The sequence below is a fragment of the Faecalispora anaeroviscerum genome, from assembly GCF_947568225.1.
GTDB lineage: Bacteria > Bacillota > Clostridia > Oscillospirales > Acutalibacteraceae > Faecalispora > Faecalispora anaeroviscerum.
On sequence record NZ_CANOOQ010000001.1, the window covers coordinates 1,924,298 to 1,942,002 of the forward strand.

General features: G+C 51.1%; 17 protein-coding genes. 5 read left to right on the top strand and 12 right to left on the bottom strand.

What is annotated here, in order from left to right; genetic code table 11:
- Positions 1–57 precede the first annotated feature (57 nt).
- The 3 genes from QOS46_RS09575 to QOS46_RS09585 form a co-directional block, all read right to left on the bottom strand.
- The gene (locus QOS46_RS09575; RefSeq protein WP_283609229.1) at positions 58–1,665 is read right to left on the bottom strand and encodes a peptide ABC transporter substrate-binding protein; all 1,608 of its coding nucleotides are present in this window, start codon (positions 1,663–1,665) and stop codon (positions 58–60) included.
- A gap of 288 nt (positions 1,666–1,953) precedes the next feature.
- Positions 1,954–3,282 (bottom strand): S1C family serine protease, encoded by a 1,329-nt coding sequence (locus QOS46_RS09580; RefSeq protein ID WP_283609231.1) that lies wholly within the window; start codon positions 3,280–3,282, stop codon positions 1,954–1,956.
- 144 nt (positions 3,283–3,426) lie between these two features.
- Positions 3,427–4,599, bottom strand: a complete 1,173-nt coding sequence (locus QOS46_RS09585) for an NAD(P)-dependent malic enzyme (RefSeq protein WP_283609233.1) — start codon at positions 4,597–4,599, stop codon at positions 3,427–3,429.
- A gap of 160 nt (positions 4,600–4,759) precedes the next feature.
- Between QOS46_RS09585 and QOS46_RS09590 the strand changes: the two genes are divergently transcribed.
- The 5 genes from QOS46_RS09590 to QOS46_RS09610 all read left to right on the top strand — a co-directional run bounded on the left by QOS46_RS09590 (position 4,760) and on the right by QOS46_RS09610 (position 8,207).
- Complete coding sequence (locus tag QOS46_RS09590; RefSeq protein WP_283609235.1) at positions 4,760–5,437, top strand: HAD family hydrolase; 678 nt, start codon at positions 4,760–4,762, stop codon at positions 5,435–5,437.
- 175 nt (positions 5,438–5,612) lie between these two features.
- Positions 5,613–6,170: an RNA polymerase sigma factor gene (locus QOS46_RS09595; RefSeq protein ID WP_283609237.1), complete on the top strand. Its 558-nt coding sequence runs from the start codon at positions 5,613–5,615 to the stop codon at positions 6,168–6,170.
- Positions 6,157–6,879, top strand: coding sequence for a DUF4367 domain-containing protein (locus QOS46_RS09600; RefSeq protein ID WP_283609238.1), 723 nt, complete (start codon positions 6,157–6,159; stop codon positions 6,877–6,879). The genes QOS46_RS09595 and QOS46_RS09600 overlap by 14 nt, the downstream gene beginning before the upstream one ends.
- A gap of 86 nt (positions 6,880–6,965) precedes the next feature.
- Positions 6,966–7,391 carry a hypothetical protein gene (locus tag QOS46_RS09605; RefSeq protein WP_283609239.1) on the top strand — a complete coding sequence of 142 codons (426 nt, stop codon included), beginning with the start codon at positions 6,966–6,968 and terminating at the stop codon, positions 7,389–7,391.
- A 288-nt stretch (positions 7,392–7,679) separates the two neighbouring features.
- Positions 7,680–8,207: a hypothetical protein gene (locus QOS46_RS09610; protein ID WP_283609241.1), complete on the top strand. Its 528-nt coding sequence runs from the start codon at positions 7,680–7,682 to the stop codon at positions 8,205–8,207.
- Between the two features lie 118 nt (positions 8,208–8,325).
- On the opposite strand, the gene QOS46_RS09615 is transcribed toward QOS46_RS09610, so the two are convergent.
- From QOS46_RS09615 to QOS46_RS09655, 9 genes are all read right to left on the bottom strand, one after another.
- A complete protein-coding gene (locus QOS46_RS09615) occupies positions 8,326–9,180 on the bottom strand; it encodes a pyridoxamine kinase (RefSeq protein WP_283609242.1) in 855 nt (284 codons plus the stop codon).
- A gap of 12 nt (positions 9,181–9,192) precedes the next feature.
- Positions 9,193–9,858, bottom strand: a complete 666-nt coding sequence (locus tag QOS46_RS09620) for an acyltransferase (protein ID WP_283609245.1) — start codon at positions 9,856–9,858, stop codon at positions 9,193–9,195.
- 157 nt (positions 9,859–10,015) lie between these two features.
- Positions 10,016–11,581 (bottom strand): dockerin type I repeat-containing protein, encoded by a 1,566-nt coding sequence (locus tag QOS46_RS09625; protein WP_283609247.1) that lies wholly within the window; start codon positions 11,579–11,581, stop codon positions 10,016–10,018.
- 222 nt (positions 11,582–11,803) lie between these two features.
- Positions 11,804–12,688, bottom strand: a complete 885-nt coding sequence (locus tag QOS46_RS09630) for a ribokinase (RefSeq protein ID WP_283609248.1) — start codon at positions 12,686–12,688, stop codon at positions 11,804–11,806.
- Between the two features lie 13 nt (positions 12,689–12,701).
- A complete protein-coding gene (gene rbsD, locus QOS46_RS09635) occupies positions 12,702–13,103 on the bottom strand; it encodes a D-ribose pyranase (protein ID WP_283609250.1) in 402 nt (133 codons plus the stop codon).
- Positions 13,100–14,176 (bottom strand): ABC transporter permease, encoded by a 1,077-nt coding sequence (locus QOS46_RS09640; RefSeq protein WP_283609252.1) that lies wholly within the window; start codon positions 14,174–14,176, stop codon positions 13,100–13,102. Before QOS46_RS09640 ends, rbsD begins: the two co-directional genes overlap by 4 nt.
- Before the next feature lie 16 nt (positions 14,177–14,192).
- A complete protein-coding gene (locus QOS46_RS09645) occupies positions 14,193–15,734 on the bottom strand; it encodes a sugar ABC transporter ATP-binding protein (protein ID WP_283609254.1) in 1,542 nt (513 codons plus the stop codon).
- 12 nt (positions 15,735–15,746) lie between these two features.
- Positions 15,747–16,388: a DUF2291 domain-containing protein gene (locus QOS46_RS09650; protein WP_283609257.1), complete on the bottom strand. Its 642-nt coding sequence runs from the start codon at positions 16,386–16,388 to the stop codon at positions 15,747–15,749.
- A 266-nt stretch (positions 16,389–16,654) separates the two neighbouring features.
- Positions 16,655–17,692 carry a D-ribose ABC transporter substrate-binding protein gene (locus QOS46_RS09655; RefSeq protein WP_283609259.1) on the bottom strand — a complete coding sequence of 346 codons (1,038 nt, stop codon included), beginning with the start codon at positions 17,690–17,692 and terminating at the stop codon, positions 16,655–16,657.
- Positions 17,693–17,705: the final 13 nt, after the last annotated feature.

Here is a 17,705-nt window from a genome sequence, read left to right on the forward strand (position 1 = left end):
ACTCCCCCTGCGCCTCCGTCGTTACATTATATAGAATTTGCTGTCTTTCGTCAATCCCTAGTCCGTTTTTCCAGCCAGCAGAAAATCAATTCCAGCCGAGTTCGGGCGGAACACGATTCCAGTCACTCCTTTTGCGCAGGCGTAATAGCTGTTTTTATAATAAATCGGGTAAAAAACAGCATGCGCACTCAGGTAATTTTCTGCCTGAAGATACGAAGAAAGCGCGGCGGCACTGCCGGACTGCTCCGCCGTAAGAAGCAGACGGTCAAAATCCGGGCTGGCAAGACGCGACGGATTTTGCGGGCTGTCGGATCGGAACACAGAAAGCAGCTTTCCGTCCCTCTCCGGGTAAATCCCGGTGAGCGCGATCTGGTAGTCGCCGGAATCTACCGCTTTTTGGAGCTCGCTTTCGGCCATGGGCTGCATGCTGAAATACTGGCCGGTCAAACGATTCCACGACACAAGCATTTCGTTGACCATTAACTTCGCCTGCTCGATATCCGGGCACAAAACCGTAACGTGTGAAAATTCCGGGTGCCCCAGTTCCTTCAGGCCTGCCTGCACCAGCGCGCCGCTCTGTGTACTTTCTTTTAGGTACCCCACGGCAGTACCTGCCTGCTTACGGTAATTTTCACCCATTAGCATGGCCTGCGGCCCAATGATATACTCCGCCTGCTCCGCCTTTTCGGGCAGATGATTCAGCAGCTTCTGCCGTGGCAGTGCCGCTGTGAGGCCCTGGCGGATTTTTTCGTTCTGCATCAGTGAATCCTGGGTGTTAAACGCAAGGCCCCAGGTAATATCTTGAAACGAGGTGAGGGGCAGTCCCAACTTCTGCGCCTCGGCAACCTGTTGCTCCGGCAGAGCAATCGCGTCTACATTAGAGGCGGTAAGTGCCTTGATCGGGTCGGAAACATCCACATCTGAGCCGAGCATGGCAAAGATCAGTGTGGCGGGCAGAGCCGGCTGCTCCCCTTTGTAGGTATCGGAGCGAGTCAGCTTGATCTGCTTGCCGTGATCCCAGCTGTATTTTCCCCCTAAAACAAACGGGCCATTGCTTAAAATAGATTTGTATTCCAGTCCGTATTTGCCCTGCGTCTGCTGAAAGAACTTCTCATTGCAGGGCATAAACACGGTTTCGGCAGTCAGCGCCGGAAAATCCGCATATGCGTACTCCAGCTCTACCACCAGCGTTTTGTCGTTTTCGGCCCGAACACCAAGCTGCTCGGCGGGCAGAGAGCCGTCACTGATCTTGCGGGCGTTTTTCACCACATACAGCGGGCGGCAAGCCGCCGATTTTGTCTGCGGAGCCAGCGCACGGCGAAACGCGAATACAAAGTCTGACGCTGTTACCGGCTGACCGTCGGACCAAACGGCATTTTCTCGCAGATGGAAGGTAAACGCTGTTCCGGCATCGTTTGCGCTCCAGCTTTCCGCCACACCGGGTGCGGCTTTTCCATCCGAATCCAGCCTGGCCAGTCCCTCGTAAAGGGCACCGATGGTCAGAATAGCCGAAGAATCGGAGGCCACCTGCGGATCGAGCGTTTGGGGCTCCTGATCGATATAATATTGTATGGTTTTGTCCGCGGCCTCGTTCTTCTGCTGCCCGCAGGACGGGAACGCCAGCAGTATGCACGCGACAAGAAGCGCAGAAAGCAGCCTTCTCAAATTCATCACCTGTATTATTATTTTAGTAGTTATGCCATTTCAAAGCTCAAACTGTTTTATTTCTTCCCCCCGCCCTCGGCAGTAGGAAGGAAACAGCCATCCTTTTTATTTTCAATTCAATTCTAGCATGTTTCACGGGCGTTTGCAACGCGACGAAATGCCCGAAAAATGGAAAAAGCAGCAAGGCATTTGTTTGCTTTGCTGCTTTTTGCCGTAGCGCCCGAAAACATTCCAGGAGCCGTTTTGTTCGGAAGGAAGAGAGTTTATGAAAAATCGTTGTTGGTATTATCAGCTGCCGGTGGACTGAGCCAGTGTGACGGTAACCGTAAAGGTTTTGCCCGTCTTTGACCTTGTAACACTCAGCGATACGGTTTCTCCCGGCTTCTTCGCGGCAATCGCGCTGGTAAGCACAGTGCTGGAATTAATGTCTTTCCCGTCAATTTTGGTAATCACATCGCCGGCTTCAATCCCCGCCGCACTCACAGAGGGGTTTACCACGGAGGATACATAGTACCCGACCGGCAGACCGTAAAAGCGGGAAGTCATGGTATCGACAAACTGGCCGGAAATGCCGAGCATTGCGCGGTCTTTCACATAACCGTACTGCTTGAGGTCATCAACAATCGGCTTGGCATCGTCAATCGGGATTGCAAATCCGAGGCCCTCGTAGCCCTCCGCCACAATCTTGGAGGAGTTGATGCCGATCACCTGGCCGGCGGAATTGACAAGCGCGCCGCCCGAGTTGCCGGGGTTGATCGCGGCATCGGTCTGGATGCACTTCATGGTGTAGCCGTTTTCACTGTTGGTGATTTCACGGTTCAGCGCGGAAACATAACCCATCGTTACGCTGGAGTTAAACTCCAATCCACCGGGGTTGCCAATCGCCATGACGGTATCGGCCACCTGCAAGGAGGAAGAAGAACCGAATTCAGCGGCGGTCAGACCTGTGGCCTCAATCTTAACCAGAGCCAAATCCGTTACAGTATCGCTGCCGATCAGCTTGGCCTCATAGGATTTGCCGTCGGACAAAATCACCTTCAAGGAATCCGCACCAGATACCACGTGGGCGTTCGTCACGATATACCCATCAGAGGAGGCGATGATCCCCGAGCCCTCACTGGTAGGAGAAAGAGTTGTGTCACCGCTGTCGGAGGACCTGCGCTGGGTTGACTGGCTCACCTGATAATTCTGAATGCATACCACGGAGGGAATCACTTTTTTTGCGATTTCCTGCGCCGTAAGGGTACCGGTCTTCGTCGCGGTCTGCGTTGTCATAACAGAAGAAGTCGTAGAGGTTTGGCTCGAGGAAGCGCTGCCGGAAGAAGTGCCGCCGTTTAAGGTGACATAGCCATTATTGACCAGTGCGACAAAACCGCCTACCGACCCAGCCGAAATCATCAGGCAAGCCAAGACCCCGCATAATATTTTTTTGCCTGTCCCCTTTTTGGGTGTTTTGGGTGGCTCCGGCTCCGGTGAAGAGCCGTACGAGTGGTAAGAGCTGCCGTCCCACCGAATCTGATCAGACTGCTGCGGATTGCTCCACTGGTAGCTGCTATCCGTTGTATAATTGTCGCGTTCTGCGTTATTCTGACGGTTGTAATCATCATAGGGATACATATCATCAGGTCCTTTCCTGTGTGGCTTGTTTCGATAGTCTTAGTATGCCAAAGGAATATGAAAAACCTATGAAATCCTCTTATCTTTTTTGTGACGGAATCGAGAAAAAAATGTGTCCGCCAGCTGAAATTAGTCTGAAAGCATTCAGATACGGGCCACATTGGTGCGGCGCGCGGCCTCGGCCACGGCCTTTGCCACCTCCGGCGCGACGCGTTTGTCGAGCGGAGACGGAATGATATACTCCTGCGAAAGCTCTTCGTCGGGGATCATTCCAGCAATTGCGAATGCAGCCGCGAGCTTCATTTCGTCGTTGATGTCTTTCGCTCGAACATCCAGCGCACCGCGGAAAATTCCGGGGAAAGCCAGCAGGTTGTTAATCTGGTTTGGGTAATCGGAACGGCCCGTTCCCACTACAGCCGCTCCGGCGGCCAACGCTTCATCGGGGAATATTTCGGGTACGGGATTCGCCATCGCAAACACAATCGGCTGCTGCGCCATACTTTTCACCATCTCAGCATTTACACAGTTCGGAGCGGAAACGCCCAGAAAGAAATCCGCGTCCTTCATCGCATCCGCCAGCGTACCTCGAAGGTGCTCGCGGTTTGTGATCTTTGCCATCTCGGCCTGCGCGGGGTTCATCCAATCCTCGCCCTCGCAGACAGCGCCATTGCGGTCACACAAAATCAGATTTTTGACGCCGAGGGACAGCAACAGCTTCGCGCAGGCGATTCCCGCGGAGCCCGCGCCGTTGACAACGCCGCGCACTGTGGCAATCTCCTTTTTTACAACCTTGAGCGCATTGATCAGCGCCGCGCCCACCACGATCGCCGTGCCATGCTGGTCATCGTGAAACACCGGAATATCCAGCGACGCCTTCAGCCTGCGCTCAATTTCGAAGCAGCGGGGCGCGGCAATGTCTTCCAAATTAATGCCGCCGAAAGAGCCTGCCAGAAGCTCTACCGTACGCACAATCTCGTCTGTATCCTTAGAGCGGATACACAGTGGAATCGCATCCACATTGCCGAACGCCTTGAACAGCACGGCCTTTCCCTCCATAACGGGCATGCCGGCCTCCGGGCCGATATCGCCAAGACCCAGTACTGCCGTGCCATCCGTTACCACAGCCACGATGTTGCCGCGTCGCGTGTATTCGTAGGACTTATCCACGTCCTTGCTGATCTCTTTACATGGCTCCGCCACTCCGGGAGTATAGGCAACGGAAAGATCATCTCTGGTTTCAACAGGGCAGTTCACCTGAATCTGAATCTTTCCCTTCCACTCTTTATGCTTTTTTAATGCTTCTGCTGCATAATCCATTTGCTATTCCTCCAATTTTTGCACATTTGGTTTCAGTATAACATATTTTCTGCAGCTTTCAAGAATAGTTCCTGCAAATCCTTGCAAAACAAAGAAAAATATGTTTAGATAAGAATGTAAGCAATATTTCAGATACCATACAGAAAGGAGATTGCTTATCATGTACCAAGCATGTATTTTTGACTTGGATGGAACACTCGCGGATACACTCGATTCCATCGCGTATTTCGGCAACTCTGCATTAGCGCAATGCGGATACCCGGCAATTGACCGCGAAAAGTACCGTTATCTGGTTGGGAAAGGTTCGGATCTTCTGATGCGCGGAATGCTTCAGGAGGTTTCACCAAAGGGATACACGGAAGACGACGTGATGCTGCTGCGCAAAATCTATGAGAGTCTTTACGAGCAGGACCCGATGCACTTTGTAGATCAGTACACAGGTATGGAAGACATGCTGCGTGAGCTGAAAAATCATGGGATCAAGCTGGCGGTGCTTTCTAATAAGCCCCACAATATTACCTCCCGCCTGATTACGATGCTGTATTCTCCCGGGCTGTTCGATGTGTGCTACGGTCAGCGATTCCATATAGAGCGCAAGCCGTCGCCGGAAGGCGCACTGGGAATCGCAAAAGAGCTTGGTGTAGAACCGAAAAACTGTCTTTACATTGGCGACAGCAACGTAGATATGCAAACCGGTGAGGCTGCCGGGATGGATACTGTGGGCGTGCTGTGGGGATTCCGCTGCCGCAGCGAGCTGGAGCGAAGCCACGCAAAGCACGTTGTGCGCGACCCCAAAGAAATTCTGTCGATTGCGCTGGGGAAAGCCGCGGCAGACTAATTCACAAACATAGGAACTGAATTACAGAGAAAGGGCAAGCGCCGCAGTGTACACTGCGGCGCTTGCCCTTTCTCTGTGAAACATTCCTGTTGAGCTTGTAACAAATCACAATAATTACAGTTGGTTTTCTCCATTGATATGGTTATAATGAAAGCAACGAGAGAGGTGATGACCAATGCTGCTTTGCGGCATGATAATTCAAAGCGAGGAAGACCGAAGCACAATAGAGTCCTTATATCACAACTACCATCGTTTGATGCTGTACATAGCCAAAGGGATTTTAAATGATCAGGAAAAGGCGGAAGACGCGGTTTCTCTCACTTTTCTTAAGATTATTGATAACCTGCAAAAATTTTCTTTCAAAGACTGTAACAAAACGAAGGGTTTAATCGTTATATTAGTAAGAAATATTTGTTGCGACATGCTTCGATTAGAGAATCGATACAGTGTAATTGCATTGGATGAGGCAAAATGGTCCCACAATATGGAAGATCTTCCTTATGAAAAGCTCGCGTCGGAAGAAAGTTACCAGACTATTGTAAGAGAGATTTCCGAGTTAAGTGAAACATCGGGCAGCGTTTTAAAGCTGAAATATATTTACGATTACTCCGATCGTGAAATAGCCGAATTGCTAAATATTTCACAAGAAAGTGCACGGGTGCGTCTCCACCGGGCCAAAACTGCCCTTCTACAAAAGCTAACAGAGAGGGGAGAAAATCATGAACAAAAATGAAATGAAAGATCAAATTTTTGAGGTCATGCTTCAAACCGCAGTAACGGAAAACTTTCAAAAAGAATGCCAGCAGCTTCCTACGGCAAAAGAATTGACGGAACAATATGAGCTATCGCAGCCAACCCGAATAAAAATAGAGAACATGATTCGGGAAGCCAATCGTCGTTTAAAATGGCGGCGTATTCAGAAGGCGGCCAAAAAAGTGGCGGTGATCGTCGCAATCCTCATCCCGGTTACTATGGTAAGCCTGCTCAGCGTAGAAGCCTCCCGGAATGCGATTTTTAATGCTGTGATGAATTGGGAATCTGACCATGTTAAGATTAAATATCAGGATGGCGCAGTTTCCTCCAGTGAACCAGAGGAACCCGGCAGCTCGACTATCAAGCCGCAGTATTTACCAGAAGGCTTTGCAGAGACAGAGACAGCTAAAATAGGATTAAAAAACAGAACGGAATACCAGAATACTCAAGGAATCTCCATTTATTTCGAGTTGACACCATTATCCGCAGAGGGAAGTGTCGCATTAGATTCAGAACACACAACTCGCAAAGAAATCGAAATACACGGAAAAAAAGCCATTCTTTTGGTTGCCAAGACTTCCGGAGGAACCTCCTATCTGGCTTGGGAAGACAAAACCTACAGTTTTCTGTTAAGCTCTGAAATCTCGCCAGAAGAATTGACAAAAATTGCTGAAAGTATAAAAAAATAATTTTTTTTGGAAAATCATGTAACAAAACAGGGGTCTAAAACGTTATATTAACAGAAACAATTTTTAAAAAGAAAAGGAGAATAGGTATGAACAAAAAAATTGTTGCTTCAGTATTAACTTTTTCTATGATGGCTGCATTAAGCGTCCCTGCTTTTGCAGCAGAAAGGCTGGATGTTCCAAAGGTAAATTCCCCATATATTATCATGTGGTCTAACACAGATCGAGTGAGTTCGACCTTGAATTTTACCGGCAATCGCGCGGATTGCTCTGCTATTATCGAGGCAAAATCCGGAGCGACCAAAATTAAGGCTACTATTTTATTGAAACAGGTAACCGACAACGGAACCAAAACGGTGAAAACATGGACGAAAACCGTTTCCGGCGATGAATTATTGTTTGACAAATCGTACTATGTTGCGAGCGGGCATTCATACGAGTTGGAAGTCAACGCAAATATTTATCGTAACGGCACAGTTGAGAACGTCAGTATTACTGACAGTGATTCCTGCTGATTCTTAAAAACTGGGTACCTCTTCTGATTGACACGCCGTGCTAGAAATATTTTACAACGATTCCAAGTGCTTTCTTTTAAATAAGCAAACCGAAAAACCAATCATACCCTTTGATCAGGAATCTGAATGAACTACAGGTGATTTACAGTGCATTTACTAGGTCGTAAAAAGGAAAGCCGTTCCTTTTCGAAATTTATTATTTTATGCCTTGCAGCGATTCTTTTCTTATTTGGCAGTTGTGCTCCTGCCGACTCTGCTTTTTCGTTTTCAAAAAAAAGCACGGCAGAGATGCAGTTATCTGCGGCACTGTACAACACCTTTTCCCGCGGCTGGTTCGATCAATGTAATACTTTACAAAACATTGCAGAAATGGCAACTGATGCGAATTCCAAAAAATCCACCGACTACCTGCTCGGGTATCTGCGGGGCGGCACCTCTTCCCGCACCGGCTATTTTCTGCAAAACATTTACTCCAATCAGTCTGCACTGGAAAATCAGCTGATTTCACCAGAAATCAAACAGTCTTTGAACACCTATACTTCCGCAGAATCAGATTATTTGGAGCAGCTTGGAAACAGGCTCAAAACAGATAACCGGATTCCACAGGAGGAAACGTTTCAAAGCAATACCAAAAAATTGGCCGAACTGGCTCCCTCCCTTAATATTCGGACAAGTGATTTGAGAAAAGAAACGCAAGCAAAGGCATTCCAGGAAAATCTGGAAAAAGCGACGCAGCTAATGAAGGCTGCCTTCCCACAATCAAATTCTACCGGAGCTTTCGCTCCCTCAGATAATATCATTATACTTCCTGGCTAACTCATCCTCATTTTCTATTACTTACACCTAGGTTCTAACCTAATTCTATTTATCCCGAAAAGAGAAGCGCCCCTGTGCCATGCACAGGGGCGCTTCTCTGATAAAGAACCATCGTCCTTTATTTCACTAAGCCAAGGTTTTTCAGGAACGCGGGAATCTCCATTTCAAAATTCACACCGAAGCGGATGTCCGTTCCCGCCGCTTTGGTTCTGCGGATCGCCCCGCAGGTGAAATCGACCGCCAGCTGCATGGATTTTTGCAGATCAAAGCCGCGCAGCAGCCCAGCCAGGAGCGCACTGCCGTATACATCACCTGTACCGTGGTAAGATCCCTCAATCCGCTCCGAAAACGCGTAGCTGATCTCGCCGGTAGTCCTGTCGTACCCGGCGGAGCCAAGCTGGCTCTCATCGAACCAAACTCCGGTCAGAACCACCTTCTTCGGGCCGAGTGCTGCCAGAGCCTTCAACAGCTCTTCGATCTCCTGCTTTTCATAGGGGCCTTCCTTGTACTCTCTCTCCAAAAGGAAAGCGGCCTCGGTCAGGTTCGGAACGATCAAATCCGCGCTTTTGCACAGGCGCGCCATCCCCTTAGCCATCTCGGGCGTGTAAATAGAATACAGCTCCCCATTATCCGCCATCACAGGGTCAACCATAATCAGGTTATCCTCTGTCCGGAACTGGCGGAAAATGTCCTCTACAATCGCAATCTGCTCAAAGGAGCCCAAAAAGCCGCTGTACAGCGCGTCGAACTGCAGGCCAAGGCTCTTCCAGTGCGCAGCAAACGGGGAAAGGTCCTCCGTCAAATCCCGGTACGTAAAACCGGTAAATCCACCCGTATGGGTAGAAAGCACCGCTGTGGGCATCACGCTGGTTTCAATTCCAGCCGCTGAAATAATCGGCAGCGCCACGGTCAGGGAACATTTTCCAAATCCTGAAATATCGTGGATTGCCGCTACTCTTTTTTGCCGTTCCATACTAAAACACCTCTATTTCTTTTCTGCAATTTCGCCGGCACATTTGTAAATGCTGTTCGGCGGTATCACTCCGCGCACCATAGAAAGCGGATACACCGTGCAGCCGGACCCCACAACCGTGCCGGGATTCAGAACCGAATTGCATCCAACCTCTACCGAATCTCCCAAAACGGCACCAAATTTTTTCAGCCCCGTTTCGAGCGCGCCTTCCTTACTGCGAACTGTAACCAATGTTTTGTCGGACTTGACATTAGACGTAATGGAACCGGCTCCCATATGGGAACAATAGCCCAGAATCGAATCGCCCACGTAATTGTAGTGCGGAACCTGCACATGGTCAAACAGAATAACGTTTTTCAGCTCCGTGGAGTTGCCTACCACACAGTCCGCGCCCACCAGAGCGCTGCCCCGAATAAACGCGCAGTGGCGCACCTCGGTGCCAGGTCCGATAATCGCGGGGCCTGCAATGTAAGCCGTGGGGGCTACCCTGGCGCTGCGCGAAACCCAAACCTCTTCTCCGCGCTGTTCGTATTCTTCCGCCGAAAGAGACGCGCCCAGCTCACGAATCCATCCGCTAATCTGGGAAAACGCCTGCCAGGGATACTGACAGTCCCGCAGAAACGGAGCCGCCAGCGTATGCGTCAAATCAAATAAGTCCTTTGTTTCAATAAATGACATACTGCTGATCTCCTGAATATTGATATTATTTTTTTATTTCCTGTCCATTCACCTGCTTAGCGAAAAATGACGGTTTTGTCCCCCACGAAAAGCGAGGAACAAAACCAATCCCGTTCTTAAGCTGATTCTTATATTTTTATCTGAAATAAAGCAAAAGTCAAGGGGATTTCTTTAATTCTTTTTTCAGGATCAGCAGATCCGCAGTCGTCAGATGTCCGTCGCCGTCCAGATCAGCCGCGGAGAACGACGCTTCCTCCAGCTCCGCCGTGCCGTTCAGAACACGGTACAGAAGCTTACTGTCGGTCTGCGTCAAGCGCCCCGTACCGCTCAGGTCGCCGGGCACAATGGCCGTAAGGCCGTCTATCACCTCTCCGCTCTCATTCTTGGCGAGAAAAACCGCTCCCGTCATTACATAGCCGCTCACAAGAGGCACTCCGTTCGGTTTTTGCACCTCTAGCGTTCCGTTCTGCACTCTCAGCATATTTTTGAGTGCCGCATAGGTAGTATTCGCAGGAAGATACATTTTTTGCACTGCGCGGTCAATTCGAACGGTGTCGCTAAGGCTGAAAATCTCTGTCGCCTGGCCCGAGCCGGAGGAATCCTCCGGCTGAGAGGAGGCGGAGGACGAAGATTCTCCCGTTTGGGAGGATGTTTCCCCGCTGCTTTCTTCCCGTGAAGAATCATCTGGATTTTCCAACAGATCATCCGTTACCGGTACAAAATACCAGCTGTCTTCGCCGCGCACCACCGCGAGCGCCCGATCTCCGTCCGCGGCCAGAGAAATCAGTTCTCCATCGAAGCCATAGGTTCCAGTACGCTCTCCGTTTTCAAACACGGCCGCGCGAGACTCTTCCGTTTTGACAAGTACCCGACCGGAATAAAGCGCGGCGGCACAGTCCGTGCTGCCCTCGGTTTCTACCGAGCGGCTCAAAAGATGCGTATCGGGCTGCACATTGTACAAAGCGCCAGCCCCATCAATCAAAATCCCAGCACTTAAGAATCGGAAGCCGCGCTGTGGAATTTCACTGTCAAGGAGCGAGGGTTCCCCCAGCTGTGTTTCTTCCCGAATGGAATCGGGCAGCACTTTTATCCCCAGCTTGCTTTCGCTGGAATATAGCATGTAGAGTACATGATCGGGCGACACCGCGAGCGAGGAAAAGCCGCCGTGCGACGAGGGAATGCTATTCAGCATCCAACCGGAAGAATCAAACAGCAGCATTGTTTCCTTCATTGGAGTATGGATCGCATAGTACCGCCCGGCGGAATCCATATCAAAATCGTTGCGTTCCTCCACATAAATCTGCGGCAGATCAATAAAGGTACGTGAATCCAGCTCATTTTGATGAACCGTATAGGTATACACGCCCACACCAAATTCATCCTCGCCACTGCCCTGATAAGGACAAACCAGAGAAAGATCACCCGTTCGGTACAAGGGGTAGGCCATGTAAGCTGAAACGACGGCCTGATCGATTACCTGTCCGTTTTCGTCTAAAAGCAGGACGAACGAACGGTTCTCCTGCGTTCCGCAGAGCAAAAAGCGATCATCCCCGGCCGGCAGCAGCTCCACCCTCTCCGGGTTCGAAAAACCCGAGGGAAACTGGAGCGATACCGCGGCGGCAGAGGAACCCGCAAAAATAGATCGTGAGCCAATTGCCGCAAACAACAGGGCGGCGATCACCGCCAGCACGACCAGAGTCGGGCTTTTTCGACCAAATTTCATCTTTTTCCCCTCCTTTTTTATTATTATAGTAGCAGAGAGGAAACTTTTTCTATTTATGTGAAAAATATCCATCTATTCATCTTCAATAAACCAGTAAATCGTGTCAATGATTTCTCCCCCCGCCTTTGGCGGAAAAAAATAATACTATAAAAAATAACGGCCCATCGCATCCAGCATGCTTTGGGCCGTTCAGGAGGAATATGAGATCACAATAAAAAGTGATTAGAACGCGTAACTTTGCACTTCCCGCAGTAAGGGGATCGACGGCGCAGCGCCGCGCCGGGTTACGGCGATGGAAGAAGCCTTTGAGGCCAGTTCCAAAGCCTGCGGCACACTCCCGCCGCGGGTGATTGCAGCCAGAAAATAGCCGGTAAAGGTATCGCCCGCCGCGGTGGTATCCACCACCGGCACGGAATAGACTCCGTGCGAGAAGTGTTCGTCTTTGTGCCGGTATACAACCCCCTGGCTGCCCAGTGTCAGCACCACCGCCAGCTCAGGGTGTGTTTTCACCAGATCATCCAGAATCGCGTCAGGCTCTCGCTGCCCGCTAATCTGCCAACCCTCGATTTCATTGATCAGCAGAACGGAAACCTTGGAAAGATCGCACTCGCCGATCACCTCATCATAGGGAGAGGGGTTCAAAACAATACGCATACCGCGCGCATATGCGCGGTCAATCAAACGGGGGATGCCGTTGATCTCGTTCTGCAGCAGAAGAAGGTCGCCCTCGCCGAACGCAGCCAGCACCTCGTCGGCATAGTCCTCCGGAATGCTGCGATTGGCTCCCCCAAACAGCAGAATGTTATTCTGGCCCTTTTTGTCCACCTGAATTACCGTGTGGCCGCTCTTACCCGGTACCCTGCGAATGTATTCGGTATGCACGCCGTTTTCTCGGCACAGGTGAAGCAGCTCCTCGCCTTCCTCGCCTACCTGCCCGGCATGCCACACCTCAGCTCCTGCACGAGCCAGCGCTACCGACTGATTCAGCCCTTTGCCTCCCACAAAGGTTTCCATCCGCCACGCGGCAGAGGTTTCTCCCGGAAGCAGGATATGATCGACAGAATAAACATAATCGTAATTCAGAGAACCGAAATTCAGTATCTTCATAGAAAGGCTCCTTTTAATCAGGGAACGCCACTCCCGCCTGTAAAATCAAATTGGAATACGGCGTAAACTCGCCGGTGCGGATGGCAAACTTCACGGTCTCCGTCTGTTTTTTCAGTTCGTCGTGGGGAATCGTCTGCCCGGGAATGCCCTCGAGCTTACCGCGCACATATGCCACCATCTCGGGGTTTTTTCCCTCGGCCTCTTTGGCAAAGGTGTAGCATTCTATTACCGTTTCATTCAGAACAGCATCCACCACCTGCCGGAAGCTGGGAATCCCGCCGCAAAGTACCAGATCAACAACCGGAATCCCCTTGGGAACCGGCATTCCCGCGTCGCCGATCAAAAAACGCTCCTTATGTCCCAACCCGGCAATATAACCCGCCAGCTGCGCATTGAGAATTCCAAATTTTTTCATGCTAAATTCCCTCCCGAATTGGAAGCCACTGCCTCTTTATCTTCATTGCGCGCCTGAAGCGCCATTTTTGCCTGCAGATTTCTCTGGAACTGGTCGATCACAACCGCGAACACGATGACAAGGCCCTTAATGACCATCTGCCAGAACTCCGAAACACCGCACATGACCATGCCATCGTTGATGACACCGATGACAAACGCACCCACAATGGTGCCGCCAATGGTACCGATGCCACCGGCCATAGAAGTTCCGCCCAAAACCGCCGCCGCAATGGCGTTCATTTCCCACGACTCGCCGGAGGCGGGGTGAGCGGCCACCAGCTGCGCGGAATTGATAATGCCGACAATCGCCGCGCAGACACCCGACAAAATATACACCATAATTTTGACTTGATTAACCTTGATGCCCGAAAGCTTCGCGGCCTTTTCGTTGCCGCCAATGGCAAACACATGCCAGCCGAAGGGCGTGAATTTTAATAGGATTGCGGTGATAACCGCAATAATGACCAGTATGATCGCGCCGACCGGGATGCCCAGAACGCTGCTGCCGAAGAAATCGTAGCCAGTGTTGCCGAGCGCCGGCTTGCCGACGATATTCGAGTAGGTGGCTCCGTTCGAGTGCAGCATCGCCAGGCCGCGCGCCACATACATCATGCCCAGGGTGGCGATAAACGGGGCCACGTTGAACCGTGTGATCACGATGCCGTTCAACCAGCCGACCAGAGCGCCGACCACGATGGTAATCAGCACGATCAGCGGCACGTCAAAATACAGCGTAACGCCGAACATCGGCAAGGTCAGGCCCTTGTTAATCAAACCGCCGGCCACCATACCGGCCAGACCGACCACCGCGCCAACCGAAAGATCGATGCCGCCCGTGATAATGACGTAGGTCATGCCGATGGCCAAAATACCGTACAAGGCCACGTGCTTCGCAATCAGAAGCATCGTATTCTGCGAAAAGAAGTTAGGCGCCGCAAAGCTGAAGAAAATCAGCAGAACAATTAGCACGATGAAGGTTCGGCCCTTCAGCAGCGTCATGGCAAGCCCATGGTTGGATTGATTCTTTTTCATACCAGCATTCTCCCCTTTATGTTCCCGATGCCTGCAGATGATGCCCCTGGTAGGACGCCATCACAAGGTTATCTTCCGTAATTTCATCCCCGGCCAGCTCCGCCGTTTTCTTCCCGTTGGAAAGCACCACAATCCGGTCTGCAATTGCCAGTATCTCTTTTAGTTCCGAAGAAATCACGAGGATGGTCAGTCCCTGCTCCGCGTACTGATTGATGATATCGAACACTTCTGCCTTGGCACCAACATCGATTCCTCGGCTGGGCTCATCCATCAGCAGTATTTTGGGGTCCGTCAGGATGCCCTTGCCAATAACAACCTTTTGCTGGTTGCCTCCCGACAGCGATAAAATGGGCAGCCGCTTATCCGCAACCTTAATGTGAATCTCCTTAATCTGCCGCTCCACCTGTTCGTTCTCTTTCTTTTTATCCAGAAAAATTCCTTTTGTACAGGCCTTCAGGTTGGAAAGAGAAATATTTTTTGCGATGTTCATCGTCTGCACCAGGCCCTCGCGCTGGCGGTCCTCCGGCACAAGCGCGAAGCCGCGATGGATTTGCCCGGCCACGCTGTCAATCTTGATTTCCTCGCCGTCGAGCAGCACCTGGCCGGTATGCTCAGGGCGCAGACCCATAATGCACTCAAACAGCTCGGTACGTCCCGCTCCCAGCAGCCCATAGATTCCAAGGATTTCTCCACGCCTGACCTGAAAGCTGACATGGTCGAGCAAATAGCCACCGCCGCTTTTCGGCAGGGTGATGTCACGCACCTCAAGCACAGTGGGGGCCTCACTCCAATCCACACCCCGCTCCCGGTGAGCGTAGCCTTTTTCCTCGCCGACCATCCGCTTTACAATCCACGGAACATTGATGTTTGCGACTTCTTCGTCCGCAACGTACTTGCCGTCGCGCAGAATGGTAACATGGTCGCCGATTTGCAGAATTTCTTCCAGACGGTGTGATATGTACACAATCGAAATTCCCTCGGCTGTCAGCTCGCGCATAATCTTGAACAGAATCTGCACCTCCTGCGCCGAAAGCGACGAAGTGGGCTCATCCATAATCAAAATTTTCAGGTCGTCTTGAATCAGGTTGCGGGCAATTTCAATAATCTGCTGCTGCCCTACGCGCAGGTTGCCCACCAGCGTTTCCGGGGGGATGGGATGCTCCAGACGCTGCAGTACTTTTTCGGTGAGTGCCGCGTGTTGGGCGTTATCGAGCCGAATGTGATTTTTTGTTTTTTCACGCGACATAAATACATTCTGGTAAATATTCAGGTTGGGGAACAGGCTCAGCTCCTGATGGATGATGCCGATTCCGTGCGCGCGGGCCTCGGTGGTGTTCCGGAAGGAAACCTCCTGCCCATCCAGGTACAGCTTACCGGAGCTGGGCTGCTCAATCCCCGCAACAATCTTCATCAGCGTGGATTTTCCCGCACCGTTTTCACCGATCAGCACATTTACCTTGCCTTTCAGTACGTTGAAAGAAACATCATCCAGTGCCTTAGTACCGGGGTAGATTTTACAGATATGCTCCGCTCTCAGACAGATTTCATTGTTATCCATGCTGCAATCCCCCTATTTCACTGTCATCTGCACTGGGGTGATGAGCAGCTTGTCGTTGCCGTCTACCGTAAAGCACCCGACAAACTCAACGGTTTTTCCGCTCAAAGATGTCACGTTTAGCGGGTCAATGACCTGCTTCTGAATCACTGCGTGAATACTCTGAGATACGTTTGCCCACTGCACCTGATTCTTATAATCCTCATACTTAATAAAGTTCAGGGAATCTCGCACGGCTGAGCCCTTAAACACCGAGCCGATTTGAAGCTGAACGGTTTCGGGGCCGTTGTAGCCCTGCAGTTTTACATCCATCACCCCGGCTTTTTTCGACTGGTCTACCTTTACAACCTCGGCGGTTCCCTTCACCACATAGTTCAGCTCACCGGAGGAGCCCATGGAATATTTTCCGTATTTTTCCGCGAGGGTTTTCAGATCCCCTTTCGAATCCGTCAGAAACGTGTTCAGGTCCACCGCTTTTTCCGTCAGCTCCGGCACCGCCTTAGACTGCCAGATGCTTTCCACATCGCTGTCCGCGTTAAAGGCGACTTCTCCCGTCAGCTTACCTTCTTCCCCGATTTTTACCACTTTTACGCAGCCGGTCAAGGAGGATGCTGCGAACGCCAGAACCAAAAGCAGCGCGGCTAATCGTTTTTTCAACTTGCACTCCCCATTTCTGAAATATCGCTGAAAGCCTGTTCAGGCTCTGTTTTCCAAGTTACACGTTGTTTAAAAAGGAATGAGGATAAGGGAGAGCCCTTCACTTTTACCCTGCCCTTATCCTCACCAATCAAATCTTATGTTTTTTGCCCAGTTTGGTTTTTAATCGCAACACCACTTTAAAAAGCTTTATCAAATAGAGTCTTTTGTTTTCCCACGCTTTGGACCGGGAAAAATACGGGCGGTTTTAAAATGTATCGACTCTATCAGCCAGAGTATACGAAGTTCTTCACTTTGGCTACGTTGTCCTTGGTAATGGCGATGCAGTCTACCAGCTGTTTCTCATCTTTGCCGGTGGTGCCGTTCTTCAGGTACTGGTCTGCCTGCTCCGCGCCCATCTGAGCGATAAGAGCAGCCTGCTGCAGCGCTGTGCCGACCATGGCGCCCGCTTTGATCTGTTCAGCCGCTTCATCGGAACCGTCAACGCCAACAATGGCGATGTCTTTCAGGCCCGCCGCCTTGATAGCCGCAGCCGCACCGACTGCCATAGTGTCATTGCCGCAAACGATACCCTTAATCTTGGGGTTGGACTGCAGGATAGTCTCTACCTTCTGGTAAGCCTCAGTCTGCTCCCAGTTCGCGGTCTGCTGGGCAACCATCTTCATGTTGGGGTACTGGTCGATGATCTCATGGAACGCGGCAGAACGAACGCCCGCGTTGGTGTCGGACTCTTTTCCGAGCAGCTCGGCATATTCGCCCTTCTCACCCATCGCTTCCACAAACTTTTCAGCAATTGCCTTCGCGCCCTGGTAGTTGTTCGCTACGATCTGGGAAATTGCCACGCCAGATTCGTTGATTTCGCGGTCAATCAGGAACGTGGGGATGTTGTTGTCGCGAGCCTTTTTCACTGCCGCAACAGTTGCGTCAGCGCCGGCATTGTCGCAGACGATCGCGGCGGCTTTATCGGCGATGGCGTTGTCAAACAGCTCGGCCTGCTTGGTCGCGTCGTCATCATGAGAAACGACCTTCACCTCATAGCCCAGCTCTTTTGCCTTGGCGGAAGCAGCCTCTGCTTCTGTCTTAAAGAAGGGGTTCGAGTGCGAGGGAGTGATGATGTACATGATTTTCGAACCGCCGCCGGTAAGAGGCTTTGCTGCCGCAGCTGTGGAAGAGGCGGCTTCCGGTGTGCTGGCGGCCGGTGCCGCAGAGCTGGTTGTAGCGGTGGTTCCGCCCCCGCAGCCCGCCATACTCGCTGCCATTGCGATGGCCAAAAGACCTGCTGTCAGTTTCTTTGTGTGCTTCATTTTGTTTCCTCCC

Excerpts from the sequence above, each read along its gene's own strand:
- QOS46_RS09580 (WP_283609231.1), bottom strand. The coding sequence starts at position 3,282 with ATGTATCCCTATGATGATTACAACCGTCAGAATAACGCAGAACGCGAC.
- QOS46_RS09585 (WP_283609233.1), bottom strand. The coding sequence starts at position 4,599 with ATGGATTATGCAGCAGAAGCATTAAAAAAGCATAAAGAGTGGAAGGGA.
- QOS46_RS09590 (WP_283609235.1), top strand. The coding sequence starts at position 4,760 with ATGTACCAAGCATGTATTTTTGACTTGGATGGAACACTCGCGGATACA.
- QOS46_RS09595 (WP_283609237.1), top strand. The coding sequence starts at position 5,613 with ATGCTGCTTTGCGGCATGATAATTCAAAGCGAGGAAGACCGAAGCACA.
- QOS46_RS09600 (WP_283609238.1), top strand. The coding sequence starts at position 6,157 with ATGAACAAAAATGAAATGAAAGATCAAATTTTTGAGGTCATGCTTCAA.
- QOS46_RS09605 (WP_283609239.1), top strand. The coding sequence starts at position 6,966 with ATGAACAAAAAAATTGTTGCTTCAGTATTAACTTTTTCTATGATGGCT.
- QOS46_RS09610 (WP_283609241.1), top strand. The coding sequence starts at position 7,680 with ATGCAGTTATCTGCGGCACTGTACAACACCTTTTCCCGCGGCTGGTTC.
- QOS46_RS09615 (WP_283609242.1), bottom strand. The coding sequence starts at position 9,180 with ATGGAACGGCAAAAAAGAGTAGCGGCAATCCACGATATTTCAGGATTT.
- QOS46_RS09620 (WP_283609245.1), bottom strand. The coding sequence starts at position 9,858 with ATGTCATTTATTGAAACAAAGGACTTATTTGATTTGACGCATACGCTG.
- QOS46_RS09625 (WP_283609247.1), bottom strand. The coding sequence starts at position 11,581 with ATGAAATTTGGTCGAAAAAGCCCGACTCTGGTCGTGCTGGCGGTGATC.
- QOS46_RS09630 (WP_283609248.1), bottom strand. The coding sequence starts at position 12,688 with ATGAAGATACTGAATTTCGGTTCTCTGAATTACGATTATGTTTATTCT.
- rbsD (WP_283609250.1), bottom strand. The coding sequence starts at position 13,103 with ATGAAAAAATTTGGAATTCTCAATGCGCAGCTGGCGGGTTATATTGCC.
- QOS46_RS09640 (WP_283609252.1), bottom strand. The coding sequence starts at position 14,176 with ATGAAAAAGAATCAATCCAACCATGGGCTTGCCATGACGCTGCTGAAG.
- QOS46_RS09645 (WP_283609254.1), bottom strand. The coding sequence starts at position 15,734 with ATGGATAACAATGAAATCTGTCTGAGAGCGGAGCATATCTGTAAAATC.
- QOS46_RS09655 (WP_283609259.1), bottom strand. The coding sequence starts at position 17,692 with ATGAAGCACACAAAGAAACTGACAGCAGGTCTTTTGGCCATCGCAATG.